The sequence below is a fragment of the Lentzea jiangxiensis genome (assembly GCF_900104175.1).
Taxonomy (GTDB): Bacteria; Actinomycetota; Actinomycetes; order Mycobacteriales; family Pseudonocardiaceae; genus Lentzea; species Lentzea jiangxiensis.
Window position 1 is genome coordinate 125,780 of sequence record NZ_FNIX01000018.1, and the last position, 24,637, is coordinate 150,416.

Here is a 24,637-nt window from a genome sequence, read left to right on the forward strand (position 1 = left end):
CGCACAGTTCGTGGCCGACAATCCCGGTAAAAGTCCCTGTCGTTGGAACAACACCTGGTCCTGCTGTCGCGGCTGAGCAACGCTGTGTCGACACCGACCGCGAACGTCTTGAAGGAGACACCACCCGGAGAAGTCCGCTTGTGAGCGGACCGCCCCGATCGCCACCGGTTCCAGTTCCCCGAACGGACCGGTGGGTTGGTTCGCCACCGCGTCAACGCACTTCGATCGTCGCTGATGACGACTTCTCCGTTCGCGTTCAGCCGGCACCGTGCTGTGCCAGTGAGGTAGGACTGTCGATGGAACTTCTGACGCCCGAAAGCCCGGCCGCGACAGCGCAGGTCGCGTCAGGGTTCGGCCGCGCTCACGCCAAAGCGATCTTGCTCGGCGAGCACGCCGTCCTGTACGGCTCGCCCGCTCTTGCCATCCCCGTACCGCTGTTGACCGTGACCGCGCGCGCCGCACGGTACGCCGAAGCGGGGCCGCCCTCCTTCCTGGTGCGCAGCTCGGCCGGGATCGTGCCGCACCACTCTCCCGGACTGCTGCGGATCGCGGGAATACTGGCCGACGACTCCCGCGGACGCGTGGAAGTACTGCTGCAGAGCGAGATCCCGGCGGGACGAGGCCTGGGTTCCAGTGCCGCGTGTGCACGGGCGGTCGTGCTCGCACTGGCCGATCTGGCCGGCCGCGAATTCGGTCAGAGCGAGGTGTACGAACTCGTCCAGGTCGCGGAGAACATCGCTCACGGACGGGCAAGCGGCGTCGACGCGATCACCACGGGCGCCTCTGGCCCCCTGCTGTTCCAGAACGGTGCCGCACGTGCGGTGCGGCTCGGGTTCGACGGCTACTTCGTGATCGCGGACAGCGGGGTTCCCGGGCACACCGAGGAGGCCGTTCGACTGGTGGCCAAGACCTTCGCGGAACGGCCCGGCCGACGCGAGCGATTCGTGAACACGGTCACCGGCCTGATCCGATCGTCCACTGCGGACGTCACCGACGTCGGCCGATTCGGCGAGTCCATGATCGAATGCCACAAGGCGTTGCGCGAACTGGAACTGAGCACTCCTGTGCTCGACTCGATGGCGGACGCGGCGATGTCGGCGGGAGCGGCAGGGGCGAAGCTCAGCGGAAGCGGCCTCGGCGGTTGCCTCATCGCCCTGGCGGGCACAGCGGAGATCGCCTTGGCCGTAAGCCGATCGCTGTGCGATGCGGGTGCGCTGCGCACGTGGACCGTGCCGGTGGGGAGGTTCTCCAGCCGTGAACGGTGAAACGCGGGCGACCGCGGTAGCGCACGTCAACGTCGCTCTGGTCAAGTACTGGGGCAAGCGGGACGCGGAACTGGTGATCCCGTGGACCAGCAGCCTCTCGATGACCCTCGACGCCTTCTACACCACCACCAGCGTCCGTTTCGTCGCCGAGCCGGGCGACGACGAGGTAGTGCTGAACGGCGCGCCCGTGACCGGGGTGCCCCGCCAGCGCGTCACCGCGTTCCTCGACCTGGTCCGCACGCGGACGGGCCGTACCGGGAAAGCGCTGGTGGACAGCGAGAACACGGTGCCGACCGGTGCCGGGTTGGCCTCCTCGTCCAGCGGGTTCGCCGCGCTGGCGCTCGCGGCCTCCTCGGCCTGCGGGGTGGAGCTGGACGCGACCGCGTTGTCGCGGCTCGCCAGGCGGGGCTCCGGGTCGGCGTCGCGCAGTGTTTTCGGCGGTTTCGCGCTGTGGCACGCGGGTCACGACGACGAGAGCTCCTACGCGGAACCGGTCGAGTCGCCGGGTTTCGACCCGGTGATGGTGGTCGCGCTGGTGGACACCGCCCACAAGTCGGTGAACAGCCGGGACGCCATGCGGCGGACGGTGGAGACGTCGCCGTTGTTCCGGCCGTGGGCCGACTCCGCCCCGGCCGACCTGAAGGAGATGCGGGCCGCGGTGGAGCGCGCGGACCTCGATGCCGTCGGCGAGATCACCGAGCGCAACGCGCTGGGGATGCACGCCACGATGCTGGCGGCGCGCCCGGCCGTGCGGTACTTCGCCCCCGCCACGGTCTCCGCGCTCGACGCGGTGCTCGCGCTCAGGCGAGCCGGGATCTCCGCGTACGCCACGATGGACGCCGGGCCGAACGTCAAGGTCCTGTGTCGCCGGGCCGACGCCGACGCGGTCGCCGAGGCCGTGCACGCGGCGGCGGGCTGCCCCACGGCGGTGGCCGGTGCCGGACCCGCTGCCAGGCTGCTGGTGGCGCCATGACCAGGGCCACGGTCCGCAGCGCCCCGGGAAAGCTGTTCGTCGCCGGCGAGTACGCGGTGCTGGAACCGGGATCTCCCGCCGTCCTGGTCTCGGTCGACAGGGAGGTCACCGTCGGTGTCACGCCGGCGGACGACGACCTGGTGATCGTCTCGGACCTGTCGGACGAGGTGGTGCGCCTGTCGCGCACGGCGAGTGGGTTTCCGGTGAACGCCGAGCCGCGGCACGTGATCTCCGCGGTCGAGGCGGTGGACGCGCTCCTGAGCGAATGGGGCCTCGCTCTGCCGCGCATCCGGCTCTCCATTCGCAGTGGACTGCACTCCGGAGGCGTGAAGTTCGGCCTGGGTTCCAGCGGAGCGGTCACCGTGGCGACGATCGACGCCGTGCTCGCGCACTGCGGGGTGTCGCTCTGCACCGAGGAGCGCTTCCGCCTGGCGCTGCTGGCTTCCGCCCGGATCGATCCGCGTGCGTCCGGAGGGGATCTCGCGGCGAGCACCTGGGGCGGTTGGATCCTCTACCGCGCACCGGATCGCGCTGTCGTGCTCGAGCTGGTGCACGACAAGGGAGTCCGGCACGCGCTGGAAGCGCCGTGGCCTGGTTTCGAGGTGCGGAGGCTGGAGTCCCCGCGCGAGCTCACGATGGCAGTCGGGTGGACCGGCAGGCCCGCGTCCACTTCGGACCGGGTGTCCAGTGGCTCGGTGCGGGGCTGGCGCGGCGGTGCCGCGCACGGCGAGTTCGTGCGCTGCAGCGACGCCTGCGTCATCGCGCTGGCGGACGCGTTGGAGCGGGGGGACGACCACACGGTGCTCAAGGAGATCCGCTTCGCGCGGCGACTCCTGGCCCACGTCGACGCACAGGCAGGGCTGGGCATCTTCACCGATGGCCTGGTTGCGATGTGCGACGCGGCAGAGGCGGCGGGCGGAGCCGGCAAGCCGTCGGGCGCGGGCGGTGGTGATTGCGGGATCGCCCTGCTCGAACCGGAGGACAACGCTCTCGGCCGCCTGCGGGCCCGGTGGCACGCCGCAGGCGTCGTCCCGCTGCCGATCCACGCCGCCGCAACGGAAAGGACCCACGCAGGTGATCGCTGACCGCAAGAACGACCACGTCCGGCTCGCCGCCGCGCAGCACCGGCCCGACGACGCCAACGAGTTCGACGACGTCACGTTCCTCCACCACGCCCTGGCCGGGATCGACCAGGCGGACGTGTCGCTCGCCACCGGTTTCGCCGGCATCGGCTGGGATGTCCCGCTCTACGTCAACGCGATGACAGGCGGAAGCGCCAAAACCGGTGACATCAACCGAGACCTGGCCATCGTCGCGAGGGAGACCGGTGTCCCCATCGCCAGCGGGTCGATGAGCGCGTTCCTCAAGGATCCGTCGACGGCGGGCACGTTCCGCGTGCTGCGCGACGAGAACCCGCACGGGTTCCTGATGGCGAACGTCAACGCGAACGCGACGGCCGTGCAGGCCCGGCGGGCCGTCGACCTGCTGGAGGCGGACGCGCTGCAGATCCACCTCAACGCCGTGCAGGAGATCGTCATGCCGGAAGGCGATCGGTCGTTCAGGGCGTGGGGGGCACGGATCGAGGAGATCGTCGAAGGCGCCGGTGTCCCGGTGTTCGTGAAGGAGGTCGGTTTCGGGCTCAGCCGGGAGACCGTGCTGTGCCTGCGCAAGATGGGCGTGACCGTCGCGGACGTCGGTGGCCGCGGTGGCACGAACTTCGCGCGGATCGAGAACGGCAGGCGCTCGAGCGGTGACTACGGCTTCGTCGACGGCTGGGGTCAGTCCGCGCCGGCCTGCCTGCTGGACGCATCCGACGTCGGGCTCCCGCTGTTCGCCTCAGGGGGTGTGCGGCACCCGCTCGACGTCGTGCGCGGGCTGGCGCTCGGCGCCAGCGCGGTCGGCGTCGCCGGAACGTTCCTCAAGACGTTGCTCGACGACGGGCCGGGCGCGCTGATCACGAAGATCACGACGTGGCTCGACCAGATCGCGTCGATCATGACCGTGCTCGGCGCCCGCACGCCCGCCGACCTCGCCCGCTGCGAGGTCCGCATCCGAGGCGGACTGCGCGAGTTCTGCACCGATCGCGGAATCGACGTCCACCGCTTCGCACGCCCGTTCCCCACTGTGCCGTAGGAACAGGAGAACCACCAGATGACCGAAGAGCACGCGATCGCCGGCGTTCCGATGAGGTGGGTGGGGCCTCTGCGCGTCACCGGCAACGTCGCCTCCGTCGAGACCCAGGTCCCCCTCGCCACCTACGAGTCGCCGCTGTGGCCCTCGGTGCGGCGCGGCGCCCGCCTCTCGACGATGGTCCCCGAAGGGATCGTGGCGACGCTGGTCGACGAACGGATGACCCGCTCGGTCCTCATCGAGGCCACCGACGCGCAGACCGCCTACACCACCGCCCGGCAGATCGACGCGAGGTTCGCCGAGCTGCGCGACATCGTCCGCACGTGCAGCCGTTTCGCCGAACTGGTGGCGATCCGCCACGAGATCACCGCCAACCTGCTGTTCCTGCGGTTCGAGTTCACCACCGGCGACGCCTCCGGGCACAACATGGCGACACTGGCCGCCGACCGGCTCCTGACCCACCTGCTCCAGACCCTGCCCGGCATCAGCTACGGATCGATCTCGGCCAACTACTGCACCGACAAGAAGGCCACCGCGATCAACGGCATCCTCGGCCGCGGCAAGAACGTCGTCGCCGAACTGACACTGCCGCGCGACGTCGTCCGCGACCGGCTGCACACCACCGCCAAGAAGATCGCGGAACTGAACGTGCGCAAGAACCTGATCGGCACACTGCTCGCGGGCGGCATCCGGTCGGCCAACGCGCACTACGCCAACATGCTGCTGGCGTTCTACCTCGCGACCGGGCAGGACGCGGCGAACATCATCGAGGGCTCGCAGGGCGTCACCGTCTCGGAGGACCTCGACGGCGATCTCTACTTCTCCTGCACCATCCCGAACCTCATCGTCGGCACCGTCGGCAACGGCAAGGACCTCCCGTTCGTGGAGACGAACCTGACGAGGCTGGGCTGCCGCGCCGACCGCGAACCCGGCGCCAATGCGCGCAGGCTCGCCGTGCTGGCCGCCGCGACCGTGCTGTGCGGCGAGCTCTCCCTCCTCGCGGCGCAGACCAACCCCGGCGAGCTGATGCGCGCCCACGTCCACCTCGAACGATCAGGCGAGAAGATCGGAAGCCAGTCATGAACATCGGAATCCACGACCTCTCCTTCGCCACCACGGAGTTCGTGCTGCCGCACACCGAACTGGCCGCGCACACCGGCACCGACATCGGCAAGTACCACGTGGGCATCGGACAACGGTCGATGAGCATCCCGGCCGCGGACGAGGACATCGTCACCATGGCGGCGGCAGCGGCGGCACCCGTCGTGCGGCGCTGGGGTGCGGACCGGATCAGAACCGTGCTCCTGGCCACCGAGACGTCGATCGACCAGTCCAAAGCAGCCGGCATCTACGTCCACTCCCTGCTGAACCTGCCGCCGTCGACGAGGGTCGTCGAGCTGAAGCAGGCCTGCTACTCGGGCACCGCGGCGCTGCAGTTCGCCATCGGGCTCGTGCACCGGGACCCGTCGCAGCAGGTCCTCGTGATCGCCACCGACGTCTCGCGCTACGAGCTCGACAGCCCCGGCGAGGCCACCCAGGGCGCCGCGGCGGTCGCCATGCTGGTCGGCGCGGATCCCGCGCTGATCCGCCTGGAGGACCCCTCCGGCCTGCACACCGCCGACGTCATGGACTTCTGGCGCCCCAACTACCGCAGCACCGCGCTCGTCGCCGGCCAGGAGTCCGTCGCGGCCTACCTGCAGTCGCTGGAGGGCACGTGGAAGGACTACACCGAGCAGGGCGGCCGCGCGCTGCGCGAGTTCGCCGCGTTCTGCTACCATCAGCCCTTCACGAAGATGGCGTTCAAAGCGCACCGGCACCTGTTCAGCACCACCGGTCACGACGCCGACGAAGACCGGATGACCACGATGCTGCGGCTGACGACGGCGTACAACGAGGTACTGGGCAACTCCTACACGGCCTCGATGTACGTGGCCCTCGCGTCCCTGCTCGACCACGCGGGCGACCTCACCGACCAGCCGATCGGCTTCGCCAGCTACGGCTCCGGCTGCGTCGCCGAGTTCTTCTGCGGCACCGTCGTCCCCGGCTACCTCGAACACGTGCGCACCGACGCCCACCGCACGATCGTCGGCCGACGGCGCCAGATCGACCACGCCACCTACCGCGACCTGCACGAACAGGCACTGCCCCAGGACGGCGGGCACCACCTCACGCCGCGGCAGACCACCGGCCCGTTCCGCTTCGCCGGGCTGTCCGGTCACAAGCGCCTCTACGAGCACCGCTGAGACCACGACCAGGGGACCATCGAACCGAGAGAGCGGAACATCATGCGCCACCAACCCATCGGCGTGGTCGGGACCGGCAGCTACCTGCCTGCCCGATCGGTCTGCAACGCGGAAGTCGCCGCGGCGGCCGGAGTCACCGACGAGTGGATCACGCGGAAGACCCGGATCCGTTCTCGTCGGCGCGCGGCAGCACACGAGGCGACCTCCGACCTGGCCGCCGCGGCCGCGAATGCCGCACTCGCCCAAGCCGGCGTCAGACCGGACCAGGTGTCCTACCTCGTCGTCGCGACATCCACGCCGGACCACCCGCAGCCCGCGACCGCCAGCATCGTCCAGCACCTGATCAGTGCCTGCAACGCGGCGTCCTTCGACGTGAACTCCGTCTGCAGCGGCTTCGTCTTCGCCCTGTCCGTCGCGAACGGCTTGCTGCGCGATCACCACCACGGGTACGCACTCGTCATCGGTGCCGACATCTACTCGCGCATCCTCGACCACTCCGATCGCGGCACCGCGATCCTGTTCGGCGACGGAGCGGGTGCGGTGCTGCTGGGTCCGGTCGCGGCCGGCCAGGGCGTGCTCGGCACCCGGCTCACCACCCGCGGAGATCAACACCAGCTGATCGGCGTGCCGGCGGGAGGCAGCAGGCAACCGGCGTCCGCCGACACCGTGGCCAACCGGCAGCACTACTTCACGATGAAGGGCCGCGCGGTCCGCGATTTCGTCGAGAACGGCCTCGGCCACGAGGTGGCAACTCTGTTGCAGGACTTGTTCGTCGCGCCGCAGGACATCCGGCACTTCGTGCCGCACCAGGCCAACGGCACGATGCTCAGCGACGTGTGGCCCACACTGGGTTTGCCCGATGCCACGTGTCATCTCTCGCTCGAGAACTACGGCAACACCGGATCGGCATCCATCCCGATCACATTGGACCTGGCGCACCGCAACGGTTCGATCGCCGAGAACGACTTCGTCCTCCTGTGCGGTTTCGGTGGCGGCATGTCGATCGGCACAACGCTGCTCAGCTGGGCAGCGACCCGGCACGCCGTGGAACCACCCGCCTCGAACCCATCCCGGTACGAGGCAGAGCCGGCGCTGATCTCACCGCGATGAGACCGCCGGGTCGACCCTCTCCCCTTTCACACCGTCCCAAGACGCGGCTGCCAGGACGCCGCGAGTGAAGGCAGGTTCGAGTGACTACGACCGACAGCAGTGTGGTTTCGGGTCCCGGCGTACTCCGCCGAAGCGCCGACCGGATCGACGGTCCGCTGCGCGCGGCCGTCGCCCTGCTACCCGATTCGCTGAGCATCGGCGCGGGGTTCCACTTCGGCTGGTGGGATGGTGACCGCAATCCCATCGCCGGTGTTCAGGGCAAGATGGTTCGCCCGGCGTTCGCATTGAGTGCCGCTCGCGCGGTCAGCGGCGAAGTGCCCGACACGGCGGTACGTGCGGCTGTCGCGGTCGAACTGGTGCACAACTTCTCGTTGGTGCACGACGACGTGCTGGACGCCGATCGGACTCGTCGAGGCCGGCCCACCGTCTGGGCGCAGTTCGGCGTGCCCTATGCCGTACTGCTCGGGGACGCCATGCTGGCGCTGGCGTCCCAGGTGCTCACCCGGCACCGCGACTCAGCGGAACTGTGCGGGGAGTTGAACGCGGCTGTCATCGCTCTTTGCGTGGGCCAGTACCAGGACATGCTCTTCGAGCAGAGGCTGCACGTGTCGACCTCGGAGTACCTGGAGATGGCGGGGGGCAAGACCGCGGCTCTTCTGGCGAACTCGTGCGTGCTCGGCGCGATGGCGGGTGGAGCGCTGCCCGCCGAGGTGACCGCGCTGGGCCGGTTCGGGCACCACGTGGGGCTCGCGTTCCAGCTGGTCGACGACGTGCTCGGCATCTTCGGAGACCCTGCCGTCACGGGCAAGCCCGCTGGTGCGGATCTGCTGCGCTACAAGAAGAGCATGCCGGTTCTGGCCGCGGTGGAATCCGGTACGGCCGCGGGAGACGAGCTCGCCGAGCTGTACCGGACCAAAGCGATCACCTCCGACCTGCTGCCGCACGCCGTCAGGCTGGTCGCAGACGCCGGCGGCAAGGAGCGGACGGAAACGGAGGCGAAGCGCAGCTACGGGCTCGCGCTGCGCCACTTGGACGCCCTGGACGAACACAACGGTGGGATCGAAGAGCTGCGGACACTGGCCGCCCAGATGGTCAACCGGAACCGGTGAGGTCCCGGCGCTCCGTCCCTGTTCCACCCGACAGCACGACCTCTTCCCCAGCCCAGCCCGTCTGTTCGACCGCAAGTTGGAGCGACATGACCGTCAACGACACGACCGTGCTCTGGTGCCCGATTCCAGCGGGCATCCACCCCCACTGGCAGCAGTGGGAGCGGAACACCATCACCTGGCTCGAAAGCTTCGAACTGGACGACGAGCAACGCGAGACGGGCCGGCTGGGTGCCATCATCGCCGGCGAACTCGCCGGCCGCACGCTGCCGGACGTGGCGGATCCGCCGGGTGCCCAGTTCTCCACGGACAGCCTGATGTGGTTGTTCGCGTTCGACGACGCCTACTGCGACGAGGGCCGCTACAGCCACGACCCGGCGTCCATGGCGATCCTGGTGGCCGAAATGGGCCGGATCGTGGAGACGGGAGACACCACGTCGTCCAGCCCGTTGGCGCGAGCGCTCGCCGATCTGCGCCGACGGCTGGACCTGCTCGCCAACTCGGCACAAGCCGCTCGCTGGACGCGCACCATGAAAGACTACCTGGGCTACCAGGTCTGGGAGGCCGCCCACCGCAGCACCGGCACCACGCCGACGCTCGACCAGTACGCGGTGGCGCGCATCCGCAACGGCAGCATGGAAGTCTGCGCGATGACGCTGGACATCGCCGCGGGCTACGAAGTGCCCGCGGCGGAGATCGACCTGCCCGCCGTCCGGGCGCTCACCGAGATGGCCTGCGCGTTGGTCGGCTACGACAACGACATCGCGTCCTATTACAAGGAACACGAACGCAGCGACGACAAAATCAACTTCATCGACGTCATCGCCAACCAGTACGGCGTCATCGCGGAAGAGGCGCTGCGCACGGCCATCGCCTTGCGCGACGCCGTGCTGGACCGCTACGTCGACCTGCGAGACGCGATGGAGCCGTTGGTCTCGCCGGGAACCCGGCGGTACTTCGACGGGCTGTCCGCTTGGATCCGCGGCAACCTCGACTGGAGCGCCAACACCGCGCGCTACCGCCGTCCGGACCGTCCCACCGTCGCCGTTTCCGAAGAACGTGAGTGCGACGTCCGGATGCAGACTCCGCCGGTCGGCATCGCGTGGTGGTGGGCGGAAGGCCTCACCGCTGGTCCCGCAACTGCTTGACCCCGGCTCTCGAGCTGTTTCCGTGCAAGGGGACGGTGTACACGGCGATGCCACGTACACCGTCCTCACGGCCCGCCGGGCGTCTTCCCGCACCGGCGAGGCCGGTGTCCACGGAGCCCGGCGGACCAGGGCGACGAGATCATGCCGCCGTCAGCATCGCCCGCATCGCGGTTTCCGACACGCGACGCAGCCAATGCTGGGCCTGGGTGCGGTCGACCTGTCCGCTCTTGCCCCGGATCGTGAACGCGACCACCGGGCGGCCCGGCAACCGCACGGGCGCGGCGAGGCACAGGGTGCCGGACCGCTCGCTTCTCGACTCGGCCAGACCGGCCTGCCGGATTCGATCGAGGGCGTGGCCCAGCTCCGCCTCCGCACAGATGTCGAGGCCCAGCTTCGAGATCAAAGTGCGTGCCGCCGGCCGGTCATACGCCAGCAGCAGCCGCCCTGCGGTCGACAGATGGGCCGGCAAGCTGCCCGTGTCGTCGCTCGAACTCCGCACGTCGCCGTGGCTGTAGACGCGGTACATGAAGTTCACGTTCGTCCCGTCGAGCACCGCGAGACCTGCTGTCATACCGGTCCGGAGCAACAGGTCGCCGAGGAACGGCGCCAACCGGCGCAGTGTGCCGCACCGCGAGTCGGGTGTGGGCGATGGAACCGCCGAGACGTGCTGCGGCAGGTAGTGGTTGCCCACTCGCACGACCAGCCCGGAAGAGGTGAGCGCGGTCAGCATGCGGTGAGTGGTCGATTTGGCAAGCCCCGTTCGCATGCTCAACTCGGTGAGCCGCATCGACCTCCCCGACTGCGTCAGGGTGGACAGGACCAACAAGGCCTTGCCGATCGACTGTGGCAGTTGTGTATCCACGGCGCACCTCCGGTTGAGATTTGCATCAGTAACGGCTCGGAACTGGCTCACGGTGAACCGGTCATCTCGTCGCAGGTTCCCGGCGCAATTCATCCACAGTGGACGAACCTGCACCGGGGCGACTGATCGACCAAAGAGGCACGTCGATCCTCCGAGTCGCACAACGAAAGGCAAGCAACCCGTTTTCCCGCATGCTTCGAGGTGCACAAACCGAAATCGGTGCACAACCCGCAAATCGGGCAGACTTTATCTCTACCCAAATGACCGGAGAAGTGGTCGCGAGAACGTCGAACTCGTGCCGGCGCACGCTGCTGCGCGCTACGGCCCGAACGCGAGGGCAGGTCTTGGACGTTGCTGACACCAACAGTTCGCTTCCTTCCTGGAGGCTCGGCAATAGGACCGGGCAGACCCTTCCGGTTGTGACAAACAGGGCAGCAAAACCGCTCAGTTCACCCATTTGTTGCATCGTCAAGCATGTTGCCGATGTCAGCTCACCATCTCCAGACGACAGATCATCACCGCTTCGCAAAAGCCGTTGATCATTGCCACACAGTCGTCACCAGTGCGGACCTGTGGTGTTCCCCGGCATCGCAAGAAGAGAACGCGCACTTCACTCCGCAGCGAAACAAGTCCCGGTTTTTGTACCGGGTCAACGAGGGCGATCTTCAGAAGCCACACGCGTGGGAACGATCATTTGGCGTAAAACAACCGGCAGACCTGCCACCAGCCCAGGAAAGGTGGCCGGCGTGGCTCATCGAGTACGCCGAAGTCGTTTCGAAGCGTTGACGCTGCGGGTGAAGACAGGGGTCCAGCCTCCGGAACTCCTCGTTGCTGTCGGGGTGGGAGCCGCTTACGGTTCCCGCAGTCGAGCCTGCGCGAGACCCGCGTTCCTGCCGCGAGAGGCAACCACATGTCCACCCACAGCTGTCCTGCCCACTCGTCCGGCGCCCCGGTCGTGCCGGCGGGAAGCTCGTTCCGGCCCCTCGAGTCAGAGGACTACCACCGCGCGGCAGTCCCCTCGATCTTCACCGAACTGGCCGCGCTCGGCCCGATCCACCACGTCGTGCTCCCCGGTGAGGCTCCTGCCTGGCTCATCACGCGGCGCGCCGAGGCTGAAGCCGCGCTGCGCGATCCGAGGCTGGCGAAGGACCCGCTGAGCGTCGCGCGCCACGGACAGGCCATCGGCCGTCGACGCGTGCCGGAGGACTTCACCGCGGTGAGCGGACGCCAGTTGATGAACCTCGACGGAGCCGACCACGCGCGAGTCCGACGGATGATCACCAGGTACCTCGTCGACAGCGCCGTCGTCCGCAAGCAAACCGTGCTGGCCGAGACGGTTCGTCACCACGTCGACGCACTCGCCACCGAGGAGACCGCCGATCTCGTCGCGGACTTCGCCGTACCTCTCGTCAACGACGTCATCGGCCGGATCATCGGCGTCCGGCCGGAGCTCAACGAGATCATCATGACCGGAGGGGCGTTGTTGTTCGGTCCGGACGACCCCACCACGCCCGCGATGATCGACGCGTACCAGCAGGTCACCGGTGCCGCGGCTCGGGCTGTCGCGGAGGGTTCCGCCGTGGCGGGTGCGAACGACCTCCTGGAAGGCCTCGCGTGTGCGGTGCGCGACGGGCTCGTGAGCAGGCGGGAAGCCGCGTCCAACCTGGCCATGGTGATGATCGCGGCGACCGGCGGCCCGGTGAAGATGCTGGGCCACTCCGTGGTCGTGCTGCACGACGACCCGCTCAGGCGCGACGCGATGCTCACCGGCGACCCCATGGCGGTCGTCGAGGACCTGCTCTACCAGCAGCCTCCCATTCCGTTCACGAGCTGGCGCTTCGCCACGGAGACGATGGAGATCGCCGGACAGCAGGTTCGCGCAGGCGACGCCGTGATGGTCCTCATCGCCACGGCGAACAGCGAGCCCGCTGCACGAACTCGGTCCTCCACCGCTCCGGCGGCTCCAGACGACCGGTCCGCAGCCGAGCTGAGGGCCCGGAGGAACCTCGCGTTCGGGGACGGCGCGCACCGCTGCCCCGGCCAGTCGCTCGCACGACGGCTGGCCGCGGCGGCACTGCCCGCCCTGTTCCGCGCGTTCCCCGGCATGCGGCTGGAGATCCCCAGCACCGAGCTGACCTGGCGAGGGGGTTTCGGGCCTCGGGGACCGAGATGCGTCCCCGTCCAATTGCACAGCTGAACAGGAAGCCGGGACACGGTGCCGAGCCCGGAAGACCCTCCGAACATCGCGCAGATCGGGAATCCTCGCATGCCCAGTCACGGCCGTGCTGCCGCGTCCACCCTCGCCGAACTGATCGACCACCTCGACGACGAACACGGTGGCGTGCTCGTCCACTTCCCCGGCACCGGTCACCAGATGTGCCATGCGGACGTGCCGGCACTGGCATGGGGCGTCGCCGAAGAACTCCTGCGGGCAGGTGCCGAGGAGGGCTCCGTCGTCGGAGTCCTGTCCGGTACCGAGCCGGGCTTCCTGCCTGCCGTGTTCGGCGTCTGGGCCGCCGGCGGAGCGATCACCGTGCTGCCGGTGCCGCCGATGCCGACCGCCCCCGAGACCGTCGCCGCCGCGCTCGGCCCCGTGGCGGAGCTGCTGACCCACGTCGTCGTCACGGACAGCCAGGTCGATGTGGCCGAACACCTCGTCGCGCGACATCCAGCGCTGCGCGTCGTCCGTGTCAGCGACTGCACACCGAAGCCGAGAGTCGCGTCTACCGCGCGATCGGAGTCCCCCGCTGTCGTCCAGTTCACGTCAGGCAGCACCTCCCGGCCAAAGGGGGTCGTGCTGTCCCATTCGGCCGTGCTCGCCTGTTTCGCGTCGACCGCGGCCGCGAGCAGCGTCGCCGCGGGAGACATATTCGTGTCCTGGGTACCCGTGTTCCACGACTTCGGTCTCATCACGATCCTTTTCGGACTGTGGTCGGGTTATGAGCTGCACCTGTTCTCGCCGTGGCACTTCATCCGCAGGCCGCGCCAGGTCGTCGAGCACATGAGCGCTGTCGGCGCCACTGCGTTCGGCGGCCCCAACTTCGCCTACGACCGCATCGCGACGGCCTACGACGACGGGCTGCTCGACGGCCTCGACCTGAGCAGGTGGCGGCTGGCGCTCAACGGTGGCGAACCCGTGAAGCCGAGTACTGTTGCTCGTTTTTCGGCCGCTCTGGCACCCGCTCACCTCTCCCCCGGCGTGCTGTTCCCCGTGTACGGCATGGCCGAGGCGACGTTGTCGGTCGCCTGCCCGAAGCCCGGTGCACCCGCTCGGACGTTGTGGCTCGACCGCGAATCGCTCGGAGATCGGCGAGCAGCCGTTCGCGTGCCGGACGGCTCCCCGGACGGGATCGGACTCGTGTCGGTGGGCCGGCCCGTGCCCGGTATGGAGCTGAGGTTGCTCGACGACGACGGCACGGAGGTCGCGGACGGCTCCGTGGGCGAGATCGCGCTGCGCGGGCCCTCGCTGATGACCGGCTACTGGGACGACCCCGACGCGACCGCGACCGCGTTCCGCGACGGGTGGCTGCAGACCGGTGACCTGGGTGTGCGGGTCGCAGGAGAGCTCTACGTGACCGGCAGGCGCAAAGACATGATCATCGTGGCGGGCCGCAACTTCTACGCCGAAGATGTCGAGGACGTCGCGCGCACAGTGCTGCCGCCGGAACTCGGTCGCTGTGTCGCGTTCGCCGACACCGATCGAGAACGCGTCGTCGTGGTGCTCGAGACGACCGATCCGGCAACCGACGCCGAGCTGAGCACCAGAGTCCGGGGCCTTGTGTCAGCACGTCTGGACCTCGGCGCGGTGGACGTGCACGCGGTGCCGCGCAACACGTTGCCACGCACGACCAGTGGCAAGTGGCAACGCAGGCTCACCTCGCGGCTGTTCCGCCGGCTGACCGGATCGTGAAGCAGGGTAGGGAGTCGGGCCGATGACGACGCAAGCTGCACGGTGTCCGCTGCACACGAGCGACTACACCACCTCTCCTCATCCGGCGGTCTTCGACGAACTCGCCGACAGCGGCCCCGTACACCGCATCTCGCTCCCGGGCGAGGTGCCGGCGTGGTTGATCACCGAACGCGAGCTCGCCGAACGCACCCTGCGCGACCCTCGGCTGGTGAAGGACCCGATGCGAGTGGCGCGGTACGGCCACCCCGTCGGCTCTCGGCGCGTGCCGGACGACTTCGCTTCCGTAGGGGGTCGCACGATCATGAACCTCGACGGCGATGACCACGTGCGCATCCGACGCGTCATCGGCAGGCGGCTGTCCGCTTCTGCCCTGGCCACCGCACAGCCGATGGTCGAGGCTTTCGTGCACCACCGCCTCGACACGATCGCCCGCAACGACACGGCCGACCTGATCGAGGACTTCGCGGTTCCCCTCGTCACGGACGTGATCGGACGACTCTTCGGGGTAAGAGCGGACTTCGCACGAGCCATCGTCACTCATGGCAGCAAACTGTTCGGGCCTCAGCACCCGGAAGCTCCGGACATGGTGGAGGCCTATCCCCTGCTCGTCCAGGCGTTGAACGGCGCACTGGACGAGGGTTCGTCGAAGGAGGGCCGCGACGATCTGCTGGGAGATCTGCTCATTGCCCAGCGGGACGGCAGGCTGCGCAAGCGGGAGGCCATGTCGAACCTCGCGCTGCTGACCATCGCCGCTGCCGATCCGGTGATCGCACTCATCTCCCGTGGTGTCGCACTGGTCCAAGCCGACAGCCACGCGCGTACCGAACTGCTGCACGGCGACGCTGACGCCGTGGTCGAGTCCCTGCTTCGCGAACAACCGCCCATCCCCTTCACCGGCTGGCGGTTCGCCACCGAGCCGATGGATCTCGCCGGCCACTCCGTCGCACCAGGCGACGCGATCCTGGTGCTGATCCCGGCCGCGAACCGCACGGTCAACCCCGGGTATCGGCAGGGACACCTTTCCTTCGGCGGCGGAGTGCACCGTTGTCCTGGCGGCCACCTCGCGCGCATCGAGACGGTCGCGGCTTTGCGCGGGCTGTTCAGCCGGTTCCCCGACCTGCAGCTCGAGCTGCCGTTCGAGAAGTGGGTCTGGGTCGGGGGCATCGGTCCGCGGGTTCCTGAACGCGTACCCGTCTTGCTGACCGGCGCAGCGCGGTGAGGGTCGCGGGAGCGATCGCGATCGCCGGAAAGCTCTGAGGTGAGCTGGATGTCAGGCTCCCCGGACTGACGGTGAACGGCGCACGCCAGCTGTCGCGGCATGGCTGGCGTGTCGCCGGTTCCTTTCCCGAGCGCGGACTCAGGGAGACGTCGACGGGTTCAGATTGCGAGCCCTGTGCGCTCATCCCGCGCGTGTTGCAGTTTGCCGGCCATCTCGGTCCACGTCGCATCCGCGATGAAGGTCTGGTCGTGCGCGGTCGACTGGTTGCGCCCGACGATCGTTCCCACGCCGAGGTAGTTGACCACTTTTCCCTTGTGCACGCCCAGGAAGCCGGAGTCTCCCGCGAAGGCGGAGACGGCCTCGTTGAACGCTTCCACGACCGCGGCATACCGTGCCGGTGCTGCCTTCGACAGGCCTGCCACGTAACCACGCAGGTCGAGGTCGCGGACCAGGTCGAAGAAGAACCGGTGCTTCTGCGGCAGCTGGCTGCCGCGCAACTCCTGGGCGAACACGCCCAGCGTCGAATCGTATTGCGTGCGTCCGATCAACGCGTCGAACAAGTGCACCAGCGGTGTGGCGGAGCCACTCGGTCCTGTGGGGTAACCGGGTGGCGGAACCGTCCAGGTGACAAGGGTCTTGGCCCAGTCGACCGGGTCGCAGAAAGTCGTGCTGTCACTGCGCGGACTCACTCGGCGAAAGGACTTCGTCGCCCGCCGGGCGCACTCGGCCGCGACCAGCAGGATCCGGCAGACCTCCTCGTGCGCGCCCGGGCCGCCCTCTCGCATCACCTGCTCCAAGCGGCACAGCTCCCGCACCATCGGCGTTGCCGCAGCGTTGATCTCGAAGAAGGCCGAGGTGAACACCTGCTCGGCCTGGTTGCCGTAGACCGGGACAGAAGGACGCAGGTTCTCGATGACCGCATCCTCGACCCGGTACTCACCAGCGGGCCCCACCAGGCCAGGACGACTGAAGGTGACGTTGTTGAACACCCAGTCCTCAAGGGTGAGTCCCGCGCTGTCCCGCCCGAGCCGGCGGCACACCTCCTGCCACGGCTGCTTGATCGCCGGAGGCAGCTGATCCGGGATGTCGCGGTTGCGGGACACGTACATGCGCGCGACGCCGAACCGCCAGTAGGAATGAGCCAACAGACCCAGCACGGTTGCCGCCCGCTTGACCTGGTCGTCGGGAAGGTCCTCCGGGCCTGCGGCCAGCGGCGGCAGATCTGCGATGACGGCTTGGGCGTGCTTGGCGAAGGCGAGTTCGGGCAGCCGCGCGGCCACCTGTTCCCAAGCCGCGTGCTGACCGGTCAACGGCGGGCTCGCCACTGCCCGGGGCAGGAACCCGTGGTCGACGGTGATGTCGCCGTCCAAGTTCCGGGCCGAATCCGCGGAACAGGTGACGACGTGCTGGGCGAGCGAATCCGGTTCAGGCATCATCGCGCTTCGCCTCGTCACTCTTGTTGATCCAAGCCTCGATCACCGACATGATTTCCTCGACGCGAGCCGCCGATTCGATGCAGGACGTGCGGAGCGCACGTACAGCGGCGGAAGTGCGAGCGACCGAATCGTCCAACAGGACGATGCAGTGCTGCTGCACCCATCGCGCTAACGATGCAGTAGCGGATGCGTCGGATTTCGCCAACGAGTCCTCCACACGAGATTGGGCATCGCTTGAGAGTTCATCCAACCGCCTCAGCAACGCCGGGTCCGCAGTCCGTCCGAGCAGCGCGGAGAATCCCTCGACGAAGGCGCGGAGGTGGTCGTCCAGGAGGTGGTGGTAGGACTGACCGAGGTAGATCAGGTCCTGAACGGGATCCCGCTCAGGACTGAGCTGGACCGCGAAGGAGTTGCGCACCAGCCTGACGTGGTCGAACAGCTCACCGAGCGACACCCATGCGGTGGGCAACGGAACAGTGTCGACCTCGGCGACGGCGAGCTGTTGCAGCTTGCGCCGGACGCCGGGACGTGCGTGCGCCGACACGTGGTGAAAATCCGCGGACGCGTTTCGCCCCAGGTTCGCGAGCAACACCGCCGACCCACCGGGATGCGCGCGCAGAAATTCGGTCAGGTCGAGAACTTGAGCGTCCACCACGACCAGCGGACACGACGTGTCCGACCTTTCGAAGACATCCTCCATTGACATGGCACTTCGGTCCACGCTGATGCTCCAAGCACAGTGAATGTGGTTTGGGACTCGACACCTGTCCGAACCAGGATCACCTACATTGAACGAAACACCCGCGATCCGCTCAAGACTGGTTCCAGAACACGGGAACACCGCGCGGTCAAGTCACTTTTCCAAGCCGTGGAACACAGCGCTTGCGCGGCGAATTGCTGATGGGTCCGCCAGCGTGCCGACCAGTCTCGACGACAAAGCGAAGTACCTGCACGCAGCGCGTGATGCCATGCGCGCGTCAGCGCTGGATCAGCTCCCAGTCGACGTCCCACGCCCTGATTCGGCCGTCATCACCGGCGACGAGGACGTGGTTGCCGTCGGGCGTGAAGCAGACAGCGTCCGTCGCCCCGGTCGTCCCCTCGATGTGACCCCGGAACCGGCCGGTGGCAACCTCCCAGACCCCGATCACGCCGGCTGACTCCACCACCAGTGCGATCTCGCCGTCCGGGCTCGTGCAGATGTGGGACATGGTCGAACTGGTGTCGCGGCCGAGGGTGCGGACGAGTTCGAGCGACGCCATGTCACGCACCCGCACGCCCTGCCGCGAAGGAACCCCGACGGTGAGGAGGTGACCTTCTGGCGTGATGCTCGCCGAGTACAGCGACTGCGAAGGGTAGGTCTCGAGAAAGCGGGTGAACCGGCCGGACAGCAGGTCCCACTCGCGCACCGACCTGTCCCGCATGCCGACCGTCACGCAGAAACGTCCGTCCGGCGTGGGGAGAACGGCGGCGATTGCACCGGTGTGACCCCGAAGGACGTGCACCGGCCGTCCGGAGTTCAGGTCCCAGACGCGCGCTGTCGAGTCTTCGCCCCCCGTCACCAGGAGTTTGCCATCAGACGTTGCGCACACACTGCGAACCGGACCGTGGTGGCCGCGCAGCACGTGCTCGAGTTCGCCGGATCGCCACACACGCGTAGTGCCGTCGTCCGCGGTCGCCGCCACGTAGGACCCGCTCGCACACACCGAGCGGACGCGTTCCGTGTGCCCGGCCAGCGTGGCGACCCGGCGACGCGACGACAAGTCCCACACCCAGACCGCGTTGTCGTCATGACCGACGGACAGGACTCGGCCATCGGACGTCGCGCAGATGCCCGTCAACGGGCTCTCGCCACCGTCCATGCCCTCGCTCGGCCACGCGGTGCGGAACTCCCGCCGCGCTGACGCCAGCTTCCGCCACGCTTCCATCAACCGCGCCGACCTCTCGTGCCCAGGCAGGTCTCTCGCCCGGCGGAGCAGGTCGTGCGCCCGTTCCGGTTCCCGCTCGGCGCGTGCGAGCAGGTCGTCGGCCTCCTGGGACACCGTCAGCAACTCGGCGGCGGCACGGGACCGGGCGTGCCGCAACGGACTCGGCACCCACGCGCCGATCCGCCAGAGGCGGACCTCGGTGCGACCGGCATGCACCAGCGTCCGCTCGTCCGCGGTGAGCAGGGCGTTGTCCTCGAACCGCACTCCATCGGTGATCGTGCGCAGGCAGCGGCCGGTCTCGATCTCCCACACCCGCACGACACCGTGCAACTCCGTGGTCAACGCCAGCCGGGGGTTGTCCCGCGGCAGCGCGACCGACCAGACGATGTCGGTGTGGCCGGTGAACACCTGCAGGCAGGCACCGGTGGAAAGGTCCCACAACCTTGCCGTCCGGTCGCCGCTCCCGGTCAGGGCCAGCCGCCCGTCCGGGGTCACGCTGATCGAGGTGAGCGAACCGGTGTGGCCGTTCAGCACGTGTGTGCACCGGCCCGTGCGGAGATCCCACAGCCGTGCCGTGCGATCGGTGGCCCCGATGGAACCCCCGGCCGCGGTGACCACGTGGTGAGCACCGATCTCGATCATGTTCACCGGCCCGGTGTGTCCTTCGAGCGTGAACATCGCGGTGCCGGTGGTGAGATCCCATGCCCGCACCGTTCCGTCGTTCTGGCCCACGAGCGCGTGCCGGCCGTCCGCGGTCATCCGCAGCGCGGTCACGCCTGAGGGGGCGGTGAGCCTGCGCGCCGGCCGTCTGCTGTCCAGGCGCTGGACCCGCACCGTCTTGAGGTCGCCGAGGAGCCTGGTGGTCATGATGGTCTTGGCCTCGGCGGACAGCTCGAGGTGGAACGCGTCGTGCGTCCTGCCCCAACTGCTCTTCCGCAGCAGTGGACGGCCGCCGGCCAGGTCCCACAGCGCCGCTTTCCAGGTCTTGCTCGCAGCGATCACCTGCCGGCCGTCGGAGCTGACCGCGATCTTATCGATCTCCTCGCCCTCACCGGCCAGGACGCGCACGCACGCGCCGGTCGCCACCTCGATCACGCGCACCGCCCCCGCACCGTCCCCCAGCAGCAGCTTTCCGTCCGGCGTCACGAGCACAGGGGCAGCGTTCCGCCTCGATCCTATGTGGACGGTGCGATCCGGTGGCGCGTCACCGCGTTCGGCTCGCACCAGGTCGATCAGAGGCCGGGCCCGTGACGGGTCCGTCGCCTCCAGATCGGTGAGCACCGCGTCGTCGGTGGTCTTGCCGATCCGCCACCGCAGCACACCGGCGTTGTAGGTCGCTTCCGGGTGGCGCGGGTCAGCCTTCAACGCCTCGTCCAGCAGGTGCACGGCGTCCGCGGTGTGGCCGAGGTCCAGCACCGACAGCGCGCGGTTGTTCAACTCGTCCGCGCGGAGCACAGCCGCGGAAGGCGGGAGTCTGCGGAACGGGCCTGCCCCGGCTTCGTGCAGCTCGATCAGCGCGGTCGCCACCTCGGCCATGTCACCAGGCCGGTTCGCGGGCTCCCACTCCAGGCACGACCCGAGCAGTCCGGCAAGCCCACGCGGCAGGTCCAGACCTGCCAACGCGCCCCCCGCAGCGGGACCCGCGAGCCAGGTGACGTCACCGGTCGCCAATTCCAGGACGCTCACCGCGAAGCTCCAGACATCGCTGCGCGTCCCGGTGGTCTTCCCGGCTGCCTGTTCCGGTGACGCGTACTGCCTGGTGCCCCGGTAGGAACCGGTCGCCGCACCGGCCAGCCCGAAGTCGGTGATCTTCACGTCGTCACCGACCAGGATGTTCGCCGGCTTCACGTCGCGGTGGACCACGCCGAGCGCGTGCGCGTGGGCAAGTCCCCAAGCCGCCTGAACGGCCAGGTCCGCAATCCGGGCGAAGACCTCCCGCTCGGACCCCGCGTACAGGCGGCGATCGCGGATCCAGTCCGCGAGGCTGCCACCGTGGACGTACTCGGCGACGACAGCGGGCACGCCGTCTATCGTGCGCACGTAGTGGCAGTTGCAGACATGCGGATGCAGCCCGATGTCGACCCACGTCCGCGCCTCGCGGGCGAACCTGTCGCGGTTCGCGGGCGTGCGGAAGAGCTCCGGCCGCGGCCGTTTGATCGCCACGTCGACGTCCCAGCCGAGGTGCCTGGCCCGGTAGACCACGCCCATGCCACCGGGGTGCACACCGGTGATCTCGTACTGGTCCAGCACCCGGTCGCCCACGTTCCACTCGACGAGGAGCGCGGGCGGGTCGCCGTCCAGGGTGTGCTCGTCCACGGCTGCTCAGGTGGCGATGTCGAGGGCGAGGTTGAACGCCGCCGACAGCATCGAGGGCACGAACAACTCCTCCTCGGGTGGCATGGGCCAGTGCGGGACGGCGGTGTCGATGTTGAACAACACCGCGAACGAGCACCCGGCGCGGAAGACGTCCGGTGCGCTGTCCCAGCTCTGCTCACTGCTCCTCGCGATCAGGCGCATGTCCGTTCGCAGCTCGCGCAGCAGTCGCAACACCCGGTATCGACGGCGGCGCAGCATCCCGAGCCCGTCCGCCTTCAACCCGTCGCTCGCCTGCTTCGCCGGGCCGTTCCACCACTCCAGCGGGCGCGGCCGGACGATCGACGTGGTGCCGGTCCCCTCGAACACGACGTTCAGCAGGAGCTGCTCGTCGGGGTCCGGGCTGTCCAGCGGGTCGGGGTGCCGCGTGACCTGCAGCCCCCTCGGGCCGACGTGCGTGCCGCCGTACGAGAACCACAGGTGGCGACGCAGGGCGAGGTCGACGAACTGGGCGGCGCAGACTCGGCCGTACCGGAAATGGGCGTCCTCGTCCATCACGGGGTGCAGGATCGCGCCTGCCCGCAGGAGGTTGCCCACCTCCTGGCGCACGGTGCTCATGAAGATCGGCAGGGTCACCGCACACATGATGGCAAGAACACCGGAGCGATGGGTGGACATCGGTGAGACGATCATGCCGAGGCGCACCGAGGGGGTTGGATGTCGTTCCAGTACTTCGTCTACATCAGCGACAGCAAGGTGGACATGCTGTTGCAGCAGATCGACCCCGCCGCGACGCGCAAGCGCACGTCCGAGCTGGCGGTGGACCTGAAGTTCCTCAAGGGCAAGCGCGGTGCGGAAGCCGTGGTGGGCGCCGACCGCACGGCGCGGCTCGAGCGCGTCGTGCGGTACCTGACCGACTTCGGCGACCTGGGTTCGGTGGACGAACCGGGCCAGTTCTTCTGGGGCATGCTGCCGCTGACGTGGGGACCGTTGGTCGGCGCGGACGGCCTGTCACTCGTGTACTTCGGCGGACGCACCGGACAGACCGTGCTCGGCCTCGGCGGTTCACGCGCCCACGTGTTCGGCGCTCCTCCCCAGGGCGAACAGGACCCGCTGATCAGCCGGTCGATGCTGCCGTCCTTGCTGGACGGCATCGTCAAGGCACCGGAGGTCGCGGCCGTGCTCACCGAGAAGTACGACGGGAACGCCGAAGCGCTCGAAGCCGTCCGCCGGACGACCACCGACCTGCGAGGACCCGCCCAGAACATGGAGTTCGTCGCCCGGCGGCTGCTGCACGGGAAAAGCGCGGGCGGCGACACGGTGCTGCTCGGTTCGCCGCTGTACGTGGCACTCGTGGACTGACGTGCGCTGGATAGTCCACCTGAAGGTCGATGGGGTGCGGCAAGTGCACCTGGCTCCTCGAACGGTGGTGGCGGGCCGCGATCCGAGCTGCGCGCTGCGGATCGAGGACGTCAACGCCTCCCGCCGGCACTGCCGCTTCACCATCGCACCTCCCGCCGTCCGCGTGCACGACCTGGGCAGCCGCCACGGCACCCACGTCAACGGCGTCCCGGTGGACGAGCACGACCTCGCCGACGGCGACGAGGTCCGCATCGGTTCGACGATCGTGCGGATCGCCGTGACGCCCGCCGAGTTCGCCGGCTACACGCTCGAAAAGGAACTCGGACGCGGAGCTCAGGGCACGGTGTTCCTCGCCCGGCACGACAACAGCGGACCCGCGGCCGTGAAGGTGCTGCACGACATGACGCCGCAGGCCGCGGCGCTCCTCATCCGCGAGGTCACGGCCATGCGAGCGTTGCGGCACCCGAACATCGTCCCGCTGCTCGACGCGGGTACCGAGCCGGCACCGTTCCTCGTGAGCTCCTACTGCGACGGCGGCAGCATCGAGGAGCTGGGCGAACAACCTGTGGCGCAAGCAGTCCGGATCATCCGCGACGTCCTGACCGGTCTGGCCCACGCCCATTCCGCCGACGTGCCCGGCGTCCGCCTCGCCGACGGCACCACCCGGTCAGCGCGAGGCATCGTGCACCGGGACGTCAAGCCGCAGAACATCCTGCTGCACGGAGGCGTCGCACGACTGGCCGACTTCGGGCTCGCCAAAGCCTTCGACCCCGCCGGTCTCTCCGAACACACCCGCACCGGCGAAGTAGGCGGCAGCCTCGGTTTCATGCCACGCGCGCAGATCCTGAACTACCGCTACGCCCCACCCTCCGTGGACGTGTGGGCATGCGCGGCGACGCTCTACTGGATGCTGACCGGCACCACACCCCGCGACTTCCCCGCAGGCGCCGATGCGGTCGCCGTGGTGCTCCGCGAGCCGGCGGTACCGATCCGGGCACGTGAACCCGACCTGCCGGCTCGTCTCGCTGCCGCTGTCGACGAGGTGCTGACCGAGAACGGGCCGGTGTCCGCCGAGCGGTTCCGAGACATGCTGATCGACACTGGGTGAGGCGCGCGAACCCCAGCGGCCTGAACGGACTCCGGTAGCGCCGTCAACGAGCGTCACCGCGGTGCGGTTCAAGGCCGAGCAGGTGCTGCCACCCGAATCGCGCGGTCGCCACGCAAGGCAACCTGCGACCGTCCTTGAGCCACGGGACTACACCTTCGTCAGCCGCACTATTGCTTCACGTCGACTGCACACTAGGAGCTGTTTGAGGTTTGGATCATGTGGTCGAGGTCAGGGTCCTCAACCACATGACCGCTGCCCGCAGGCGTAATCCGGCTTCGTAGCTGTGTGGTGACTTGTCATAGCGTGTGCCCAGGCCACGCCATGTCTTGATCTTCTGAAAGCAGCGTTCAACGGTGTTGCGCCGTTTGTAGAGCGTGGGATCGAAGGAGACCGGTCGCCCTCCGGCCGAGCCCTTGTTCTTCCGGTTGGCTTGCTGGTCGGTCTTCTCCGGGATCACCGCGGTGATCCGCCGGCGACGCAGATAAGCCCGGTTGGCCTTGGAGGAATACGCCTTGTCCGCGGCCACC

At 68.6% G+C, this 24,637-nt stretch carries 20 protein-coding genes; 14 read left to right on the top strand and 6 right to left on the bottom strand.

Annotation, left to right across the window (positions count from 1 at the left end):
- Positions 1-296: 296 nt before the first annotated feature.
- From mvk to BLQ91_RS32370, 9 genes are all read left to right on the top strand, one after another.
- Entirely contained in the window at positions 297-1,265 is a 969-nt protein-coding gene (mvk, locus tag BLQ91_RS32330; protein ID WP_090103111.1) for a mevalonate kinase, read from the top strand.
- Positions 1,255-2,238 (top strand): diphosphomevalonate decarboxylase, encoded by a 984-nt coding sequence (gene mvaD, locus BLQ91_RS32335; RefSeq protein ID WP_245733978.1) that lies wholly within the window; start codon positions 1,255-1,257, stop codon positions 2,236-2,238. The genes mvk and mvaD overlap by 11 nt, the downstream gene beginning before the upstream one ends.
- Entirely contained in the window at positions 2,235-3,323 is a 1,089-nt protein-coding gene (locus BLQ91_RS32340; RefSeq protein ID WP_090103041.1) for a phosphomevalonate kinase, read from the top strand. Before mvaD ends, BLQ91_RS32340 begins: the two co-directional genes overlap by 4 nt.
- Positions 3,313-4,371, top strand: coding sequence for a type 2 isopentenyl-diphosphate Delta-isomerase (gene fni / locus BLQ91_RS32345; protein ID WP_090103043.1), 1,059 nt, complete (start codon positions 3,313-3,315; stop codon positions 4,369-4,371). The genes BLQ91_RS32340 and fni overlap by 11 nt, the downstream gene beginning before the upstream one ends.
- An 18-nt stretch (positions 4,372-4,389) precedes the next feature.
- Positions 4,390-5,451 (top strand): hydroxymethylglutaryl-CoA reductase, encoded by a 1,062-nt coding sequence (locus BLQ91_RS32350; protein WP_143022915.1) that lies wholly within the window; start codon positions 4,390-4,392, stop codon positions 5,449-5,451.
- Positions 5,448-6,611, top strand: coding sequence for a hydroxymethylglutaryl-CoA synthase (locus BLQ91_RS32355; protein ID WP_090103045.1), 1,164 nt, complete (start codon positions 5,448-5,450; stop codon positions 6,609-6,611). The genes BLQ91_RS32350 and BLQ91_RS32355 overlap by 4 nt, the downstream gene beginning before the upstream one ends.
- Positions 6,612-6,653: 42 nt before the next feature.
- On the top strand, positions 6,654-7,721 hold the full coding sequence (locus BLQ91_RS32360; protein WP_090103047.1) for a 3-oxoacyl-ACP synthase III family protein: 1,068 nt from the start codon (positions 6,654-6,656) through the stop codon (positions 7,719-7,721).
- An 80-nt stretch (positions 7,722-7,801) separates the two neighbouring features.
- Positions 7,802-8,830, top strand: coding sequence for a polyprenyl synthetase family protein (locus BLQ91_RS32365; protein ID WP_143022916.1), 1,029 nt, complete (start codon positions 7,802-7,804; stop codon positions 8,828-8,830).
- Positions 8,831-8,916: 86 nt separating this feature from the next.
- Positions 8,917-9,975 carry a terpene synthase family protein gene (locus tag BLQ91_RS32370; RefSeq protein ID WP_090103051.1) on the top strand — a complete coding sequence of 353 codons (1,059 nt, stop codon included), beginning with the start codon at positions 8,917-8,919 and terminating at the stop codon, positions 9,973-9,975.
- Positions 9,976-10,114: 139 nt separating this feature from the next.
- Here BLQ91_RS32370 and BLQ91_RS32375 read toward each other — a convergent pair whose 3' ends face one another.
- Positions 10,115-10,888: an IclR family transcriptional regulator gene (locus BLQ91_RS32375; protein ID WP_176960065.1), complete on the bottom strand. Its 774-nt coding sequence runs from the start codon at positions 10,886-10,888 to the stop codon at positions 10,115-10,117.
- 859 nt (positions 10,889-11,747) lie between these two features.
- Here BLQ91_RS32375 and BLQ91_RS32380 point away from each other — a divergent pair.
- The 3 genes from BLQ91_RS32380 to BLQ91_RS32390 all read left to right on the top strand — a co-directional run bounded on the left by BLQ91_RS32380 (position 11,748) and on the right by BLQ91_RS32390 (position 15,966).
- The gene (locus tag BLQ91_RS32380; protein ID WP_143022918.1) at positions 11,748-13,034 is read left to right on the top strand and encodes a cytochrome P450; all 1,287 of its coding nucleotides are present in this window, start codon (positions 11,748-11,750) and stop codon (positions 13,032-13,034) included.
- 69 nt (positions 13,035-13,103) lie between these two features.
- Positions 13,104-14,747, top strand: a complete 1,644-nt coding sequence (locus BLQ91_RS32385; RefSeq protein WP_090103057.1) for an AMP-binding protein — start codon at positions 13,104-13,106, stop codon at positions 14,745-14,747.
- Positions 14,748-14,769: 22 nt separating this feature from the next.
- Complete coding sequence (locus BLQ91_RS32390; protein ID WP_090103059.1) at positions 14,770-15,966, top strand: cytochrome P450 family protein; 1,197 nt, start codon at positions 14,770-14,772, stop codon at positions 15,964-15,966.
- A 158-nt stretch (positions 15,967-16,124) separates the two neighbouring features.
- Here the strand turns inward: BLQ91_RS32390 and BLQ91_RS32395 are convergent, their stop codons facing one another.
- The 4 genes from BLQ91_RS32395 to BLQ91_RS32410 form a co-directional block, all read right to left on the bottom strand.
- A complete protein-coding gene (locus tag BLQ91_RS32395) occupies positions 16,125-17,399 on the bottom strand; it encodes a PrnB family protein (protein WP_176960066.1) in 1,275 nt (424 codons plus the stop codon).
- Positions 17,392-18,102: a cytochrome b5-like heme/steroid binding domain-containing protein gene (locus BLQ91_RS32400; protein WP_176960067.1), complete on the bottom strand. Its 711-nt coding sequence runs from the start codon at positions 18,100-18,102 to the stop codon at positions 17,392-17,394. Before BLQ91_RS32400 ends, BLQ91_RS32395 begins: the two co-directional genes overlap by 8 nt.
- Positions 18,103-18,379: 277 nt before the next feature.
- Positions 18,380-21,643, bottom strand: coding sequence for a serine/threonine-protein kinase (locus BLQ91_RS32405; protein ID WP_090103067.1), 3,264 nt, complete (start codon positions 21,641-21,643; stop codon positions 18,380-18,382).
- Positions 21,644-21,649: 6 nt separating this feature from the next.
- Entirely contained in the window at positions 21,650-22,276 is a 627-nt protein-coding gene (locus BLQ91_RS32410) for a hypothetical protein (protein WP_143022920.1), read from the bottom strand.
- Positions 22,277-22,357: 81 nt separating this feature from the next.
- Between BLQ91_RS32410 and BLQ91_RS32415 the strand changes: the two genes are divergently transcribed.
- Together BLQ91_RS32415 and BLQ91_RS32420 are read left to right on the top strand one after the other, a co-directional pair.
- Positions 22,358-23,002 carry a DUF7019 family protein gene (locus BLQ91_RS32415; RefSeq protein WP_090103071.1) on the top strand — a complete coding sequence of 215 codons (645 nt, stop codon included), beginning with the start codon at positions 22,358-22,360 and terminating at the stop codon, positions 23,000-23,002.
- Positions 23,003-23,036: 34 nt separating this feature from the next.
- The gene (locus BLQ91_RS32420; protein ID WP_176960068.1) at positions 23,037-24,110 is read left to right on the top strand and encodes a protein kinase domain-containing protein; all 1,074 of its coding nucleotides are present in this window, start codon (positions 23,037-23,039) and stop codon (positions 24,108-24,110) included.
- A 214-nt stretch (positions 24,111-24,324) separates the two neighbouring features.
- Here BLQ91_RS32420 and BLQ91_RS32425 read toward each other — a convergent pair.
- Positions 24,325-24,637, bottom strand: a 313-nt coding sequence (locus tag BLQ91_RS32425) for a transposase (RefSeq protein ID WP_143022921.1), incomplete at its 5' end; no start/stop codon positions are given.

What these genes read in the sequence shown, in the direction of transcription:
- BLQ91_RS32385 (WP_090103057.1), top strand. Translation starts at nt 13,104, where the DNA reads ATGCCCAGTCACGGCCGTGCTGCCGCGTCCACCCTCGCCGAACTGATC.
- BLQ91_RS32400 (WP_176960067.1), bottom strand. Translation starts at nt 18,102, where the DNA reads ATGGAGGATGTCTTCGAAAGGTCGGACACGTCGTGTCCGCTGGTCGTG.
- BLQ91_RS32415 (WP_090103071.1), top strand. Translation starts at nt 22,358, where the DNA reads ATGTCGTTCCAGTACTTCGTCTACATCAGCGACAGCAAGGTGGACATG.
- BLQ91_RS32360 (WP_090103047.1), top strand. Translation starts at nt 6,654, where the DNA reads ATGCGCCACCAACCCATCGGCGTGGTCGGGACCGGCAGCTACCTGCCT.
- BLQ91_RS32390 (WP_090103059.1), top strand. Translation starts at nt 14,770, where the DNA reads ATGACGACGCAAGCTGCACGGTGTCCGCTGCACACGAGCGACTACACC.
- BLQ91_RS32370 (WP_090103051.1), top strand. Translation starts at nt 8,917, where the DNA reads ATGACCGTCAACGACACGACCGTGCTCTGGTGCCCGATTCCAGCGGGC.
- BLQ91_RS32350 (WP_143022915.1), top strand. Translation starts at nt 4,390, where the DNA reads ATGACCGAAGAGCACGCGATCGCCGGCGTTCCGATGAGGTGGGTGGGG.
- mvk (WP_090103111.1), top strand. Translation starts at nt 297, where the DNA reads ATGGAACTTCTGACGCCCGAAAGCCCGGCCGCGACAGCGCAGGTCGCG.
- BLQ91_RS32355 (WP_090103045.1), top strand. Translation starts at nt 5,448, where the DNA reads ATGAACATCGGAATCCACGACCTCTCCTTCGCCACCACGGAGTTCGTG.
- BLQ91_RS32395 (WP_176960066.1), bottom strand. Translation starts at nt 17,399, where the DNA reads ATGCCTGAACCGGATTCGCTCGCCCAGCACGTCGTCACCTGTTCCGCG.
- BLQ91_RS32340 (WP_090103041.1), top strand. Translation starts at nt 2,235, where the DNA reads ATGACCAGGGCCACGGTCCGCAGCGCCCCGGGAAAGCTGTTCGTCGCC.
- BLQ91_RS32380 (WP_143022918.1), top strand. Translation starts at nt 11,748, where the DNA reads ATGTCCACCCACAGCTGTCCTGCCCACTCGTCCGGCGCCCCGGTCGTG.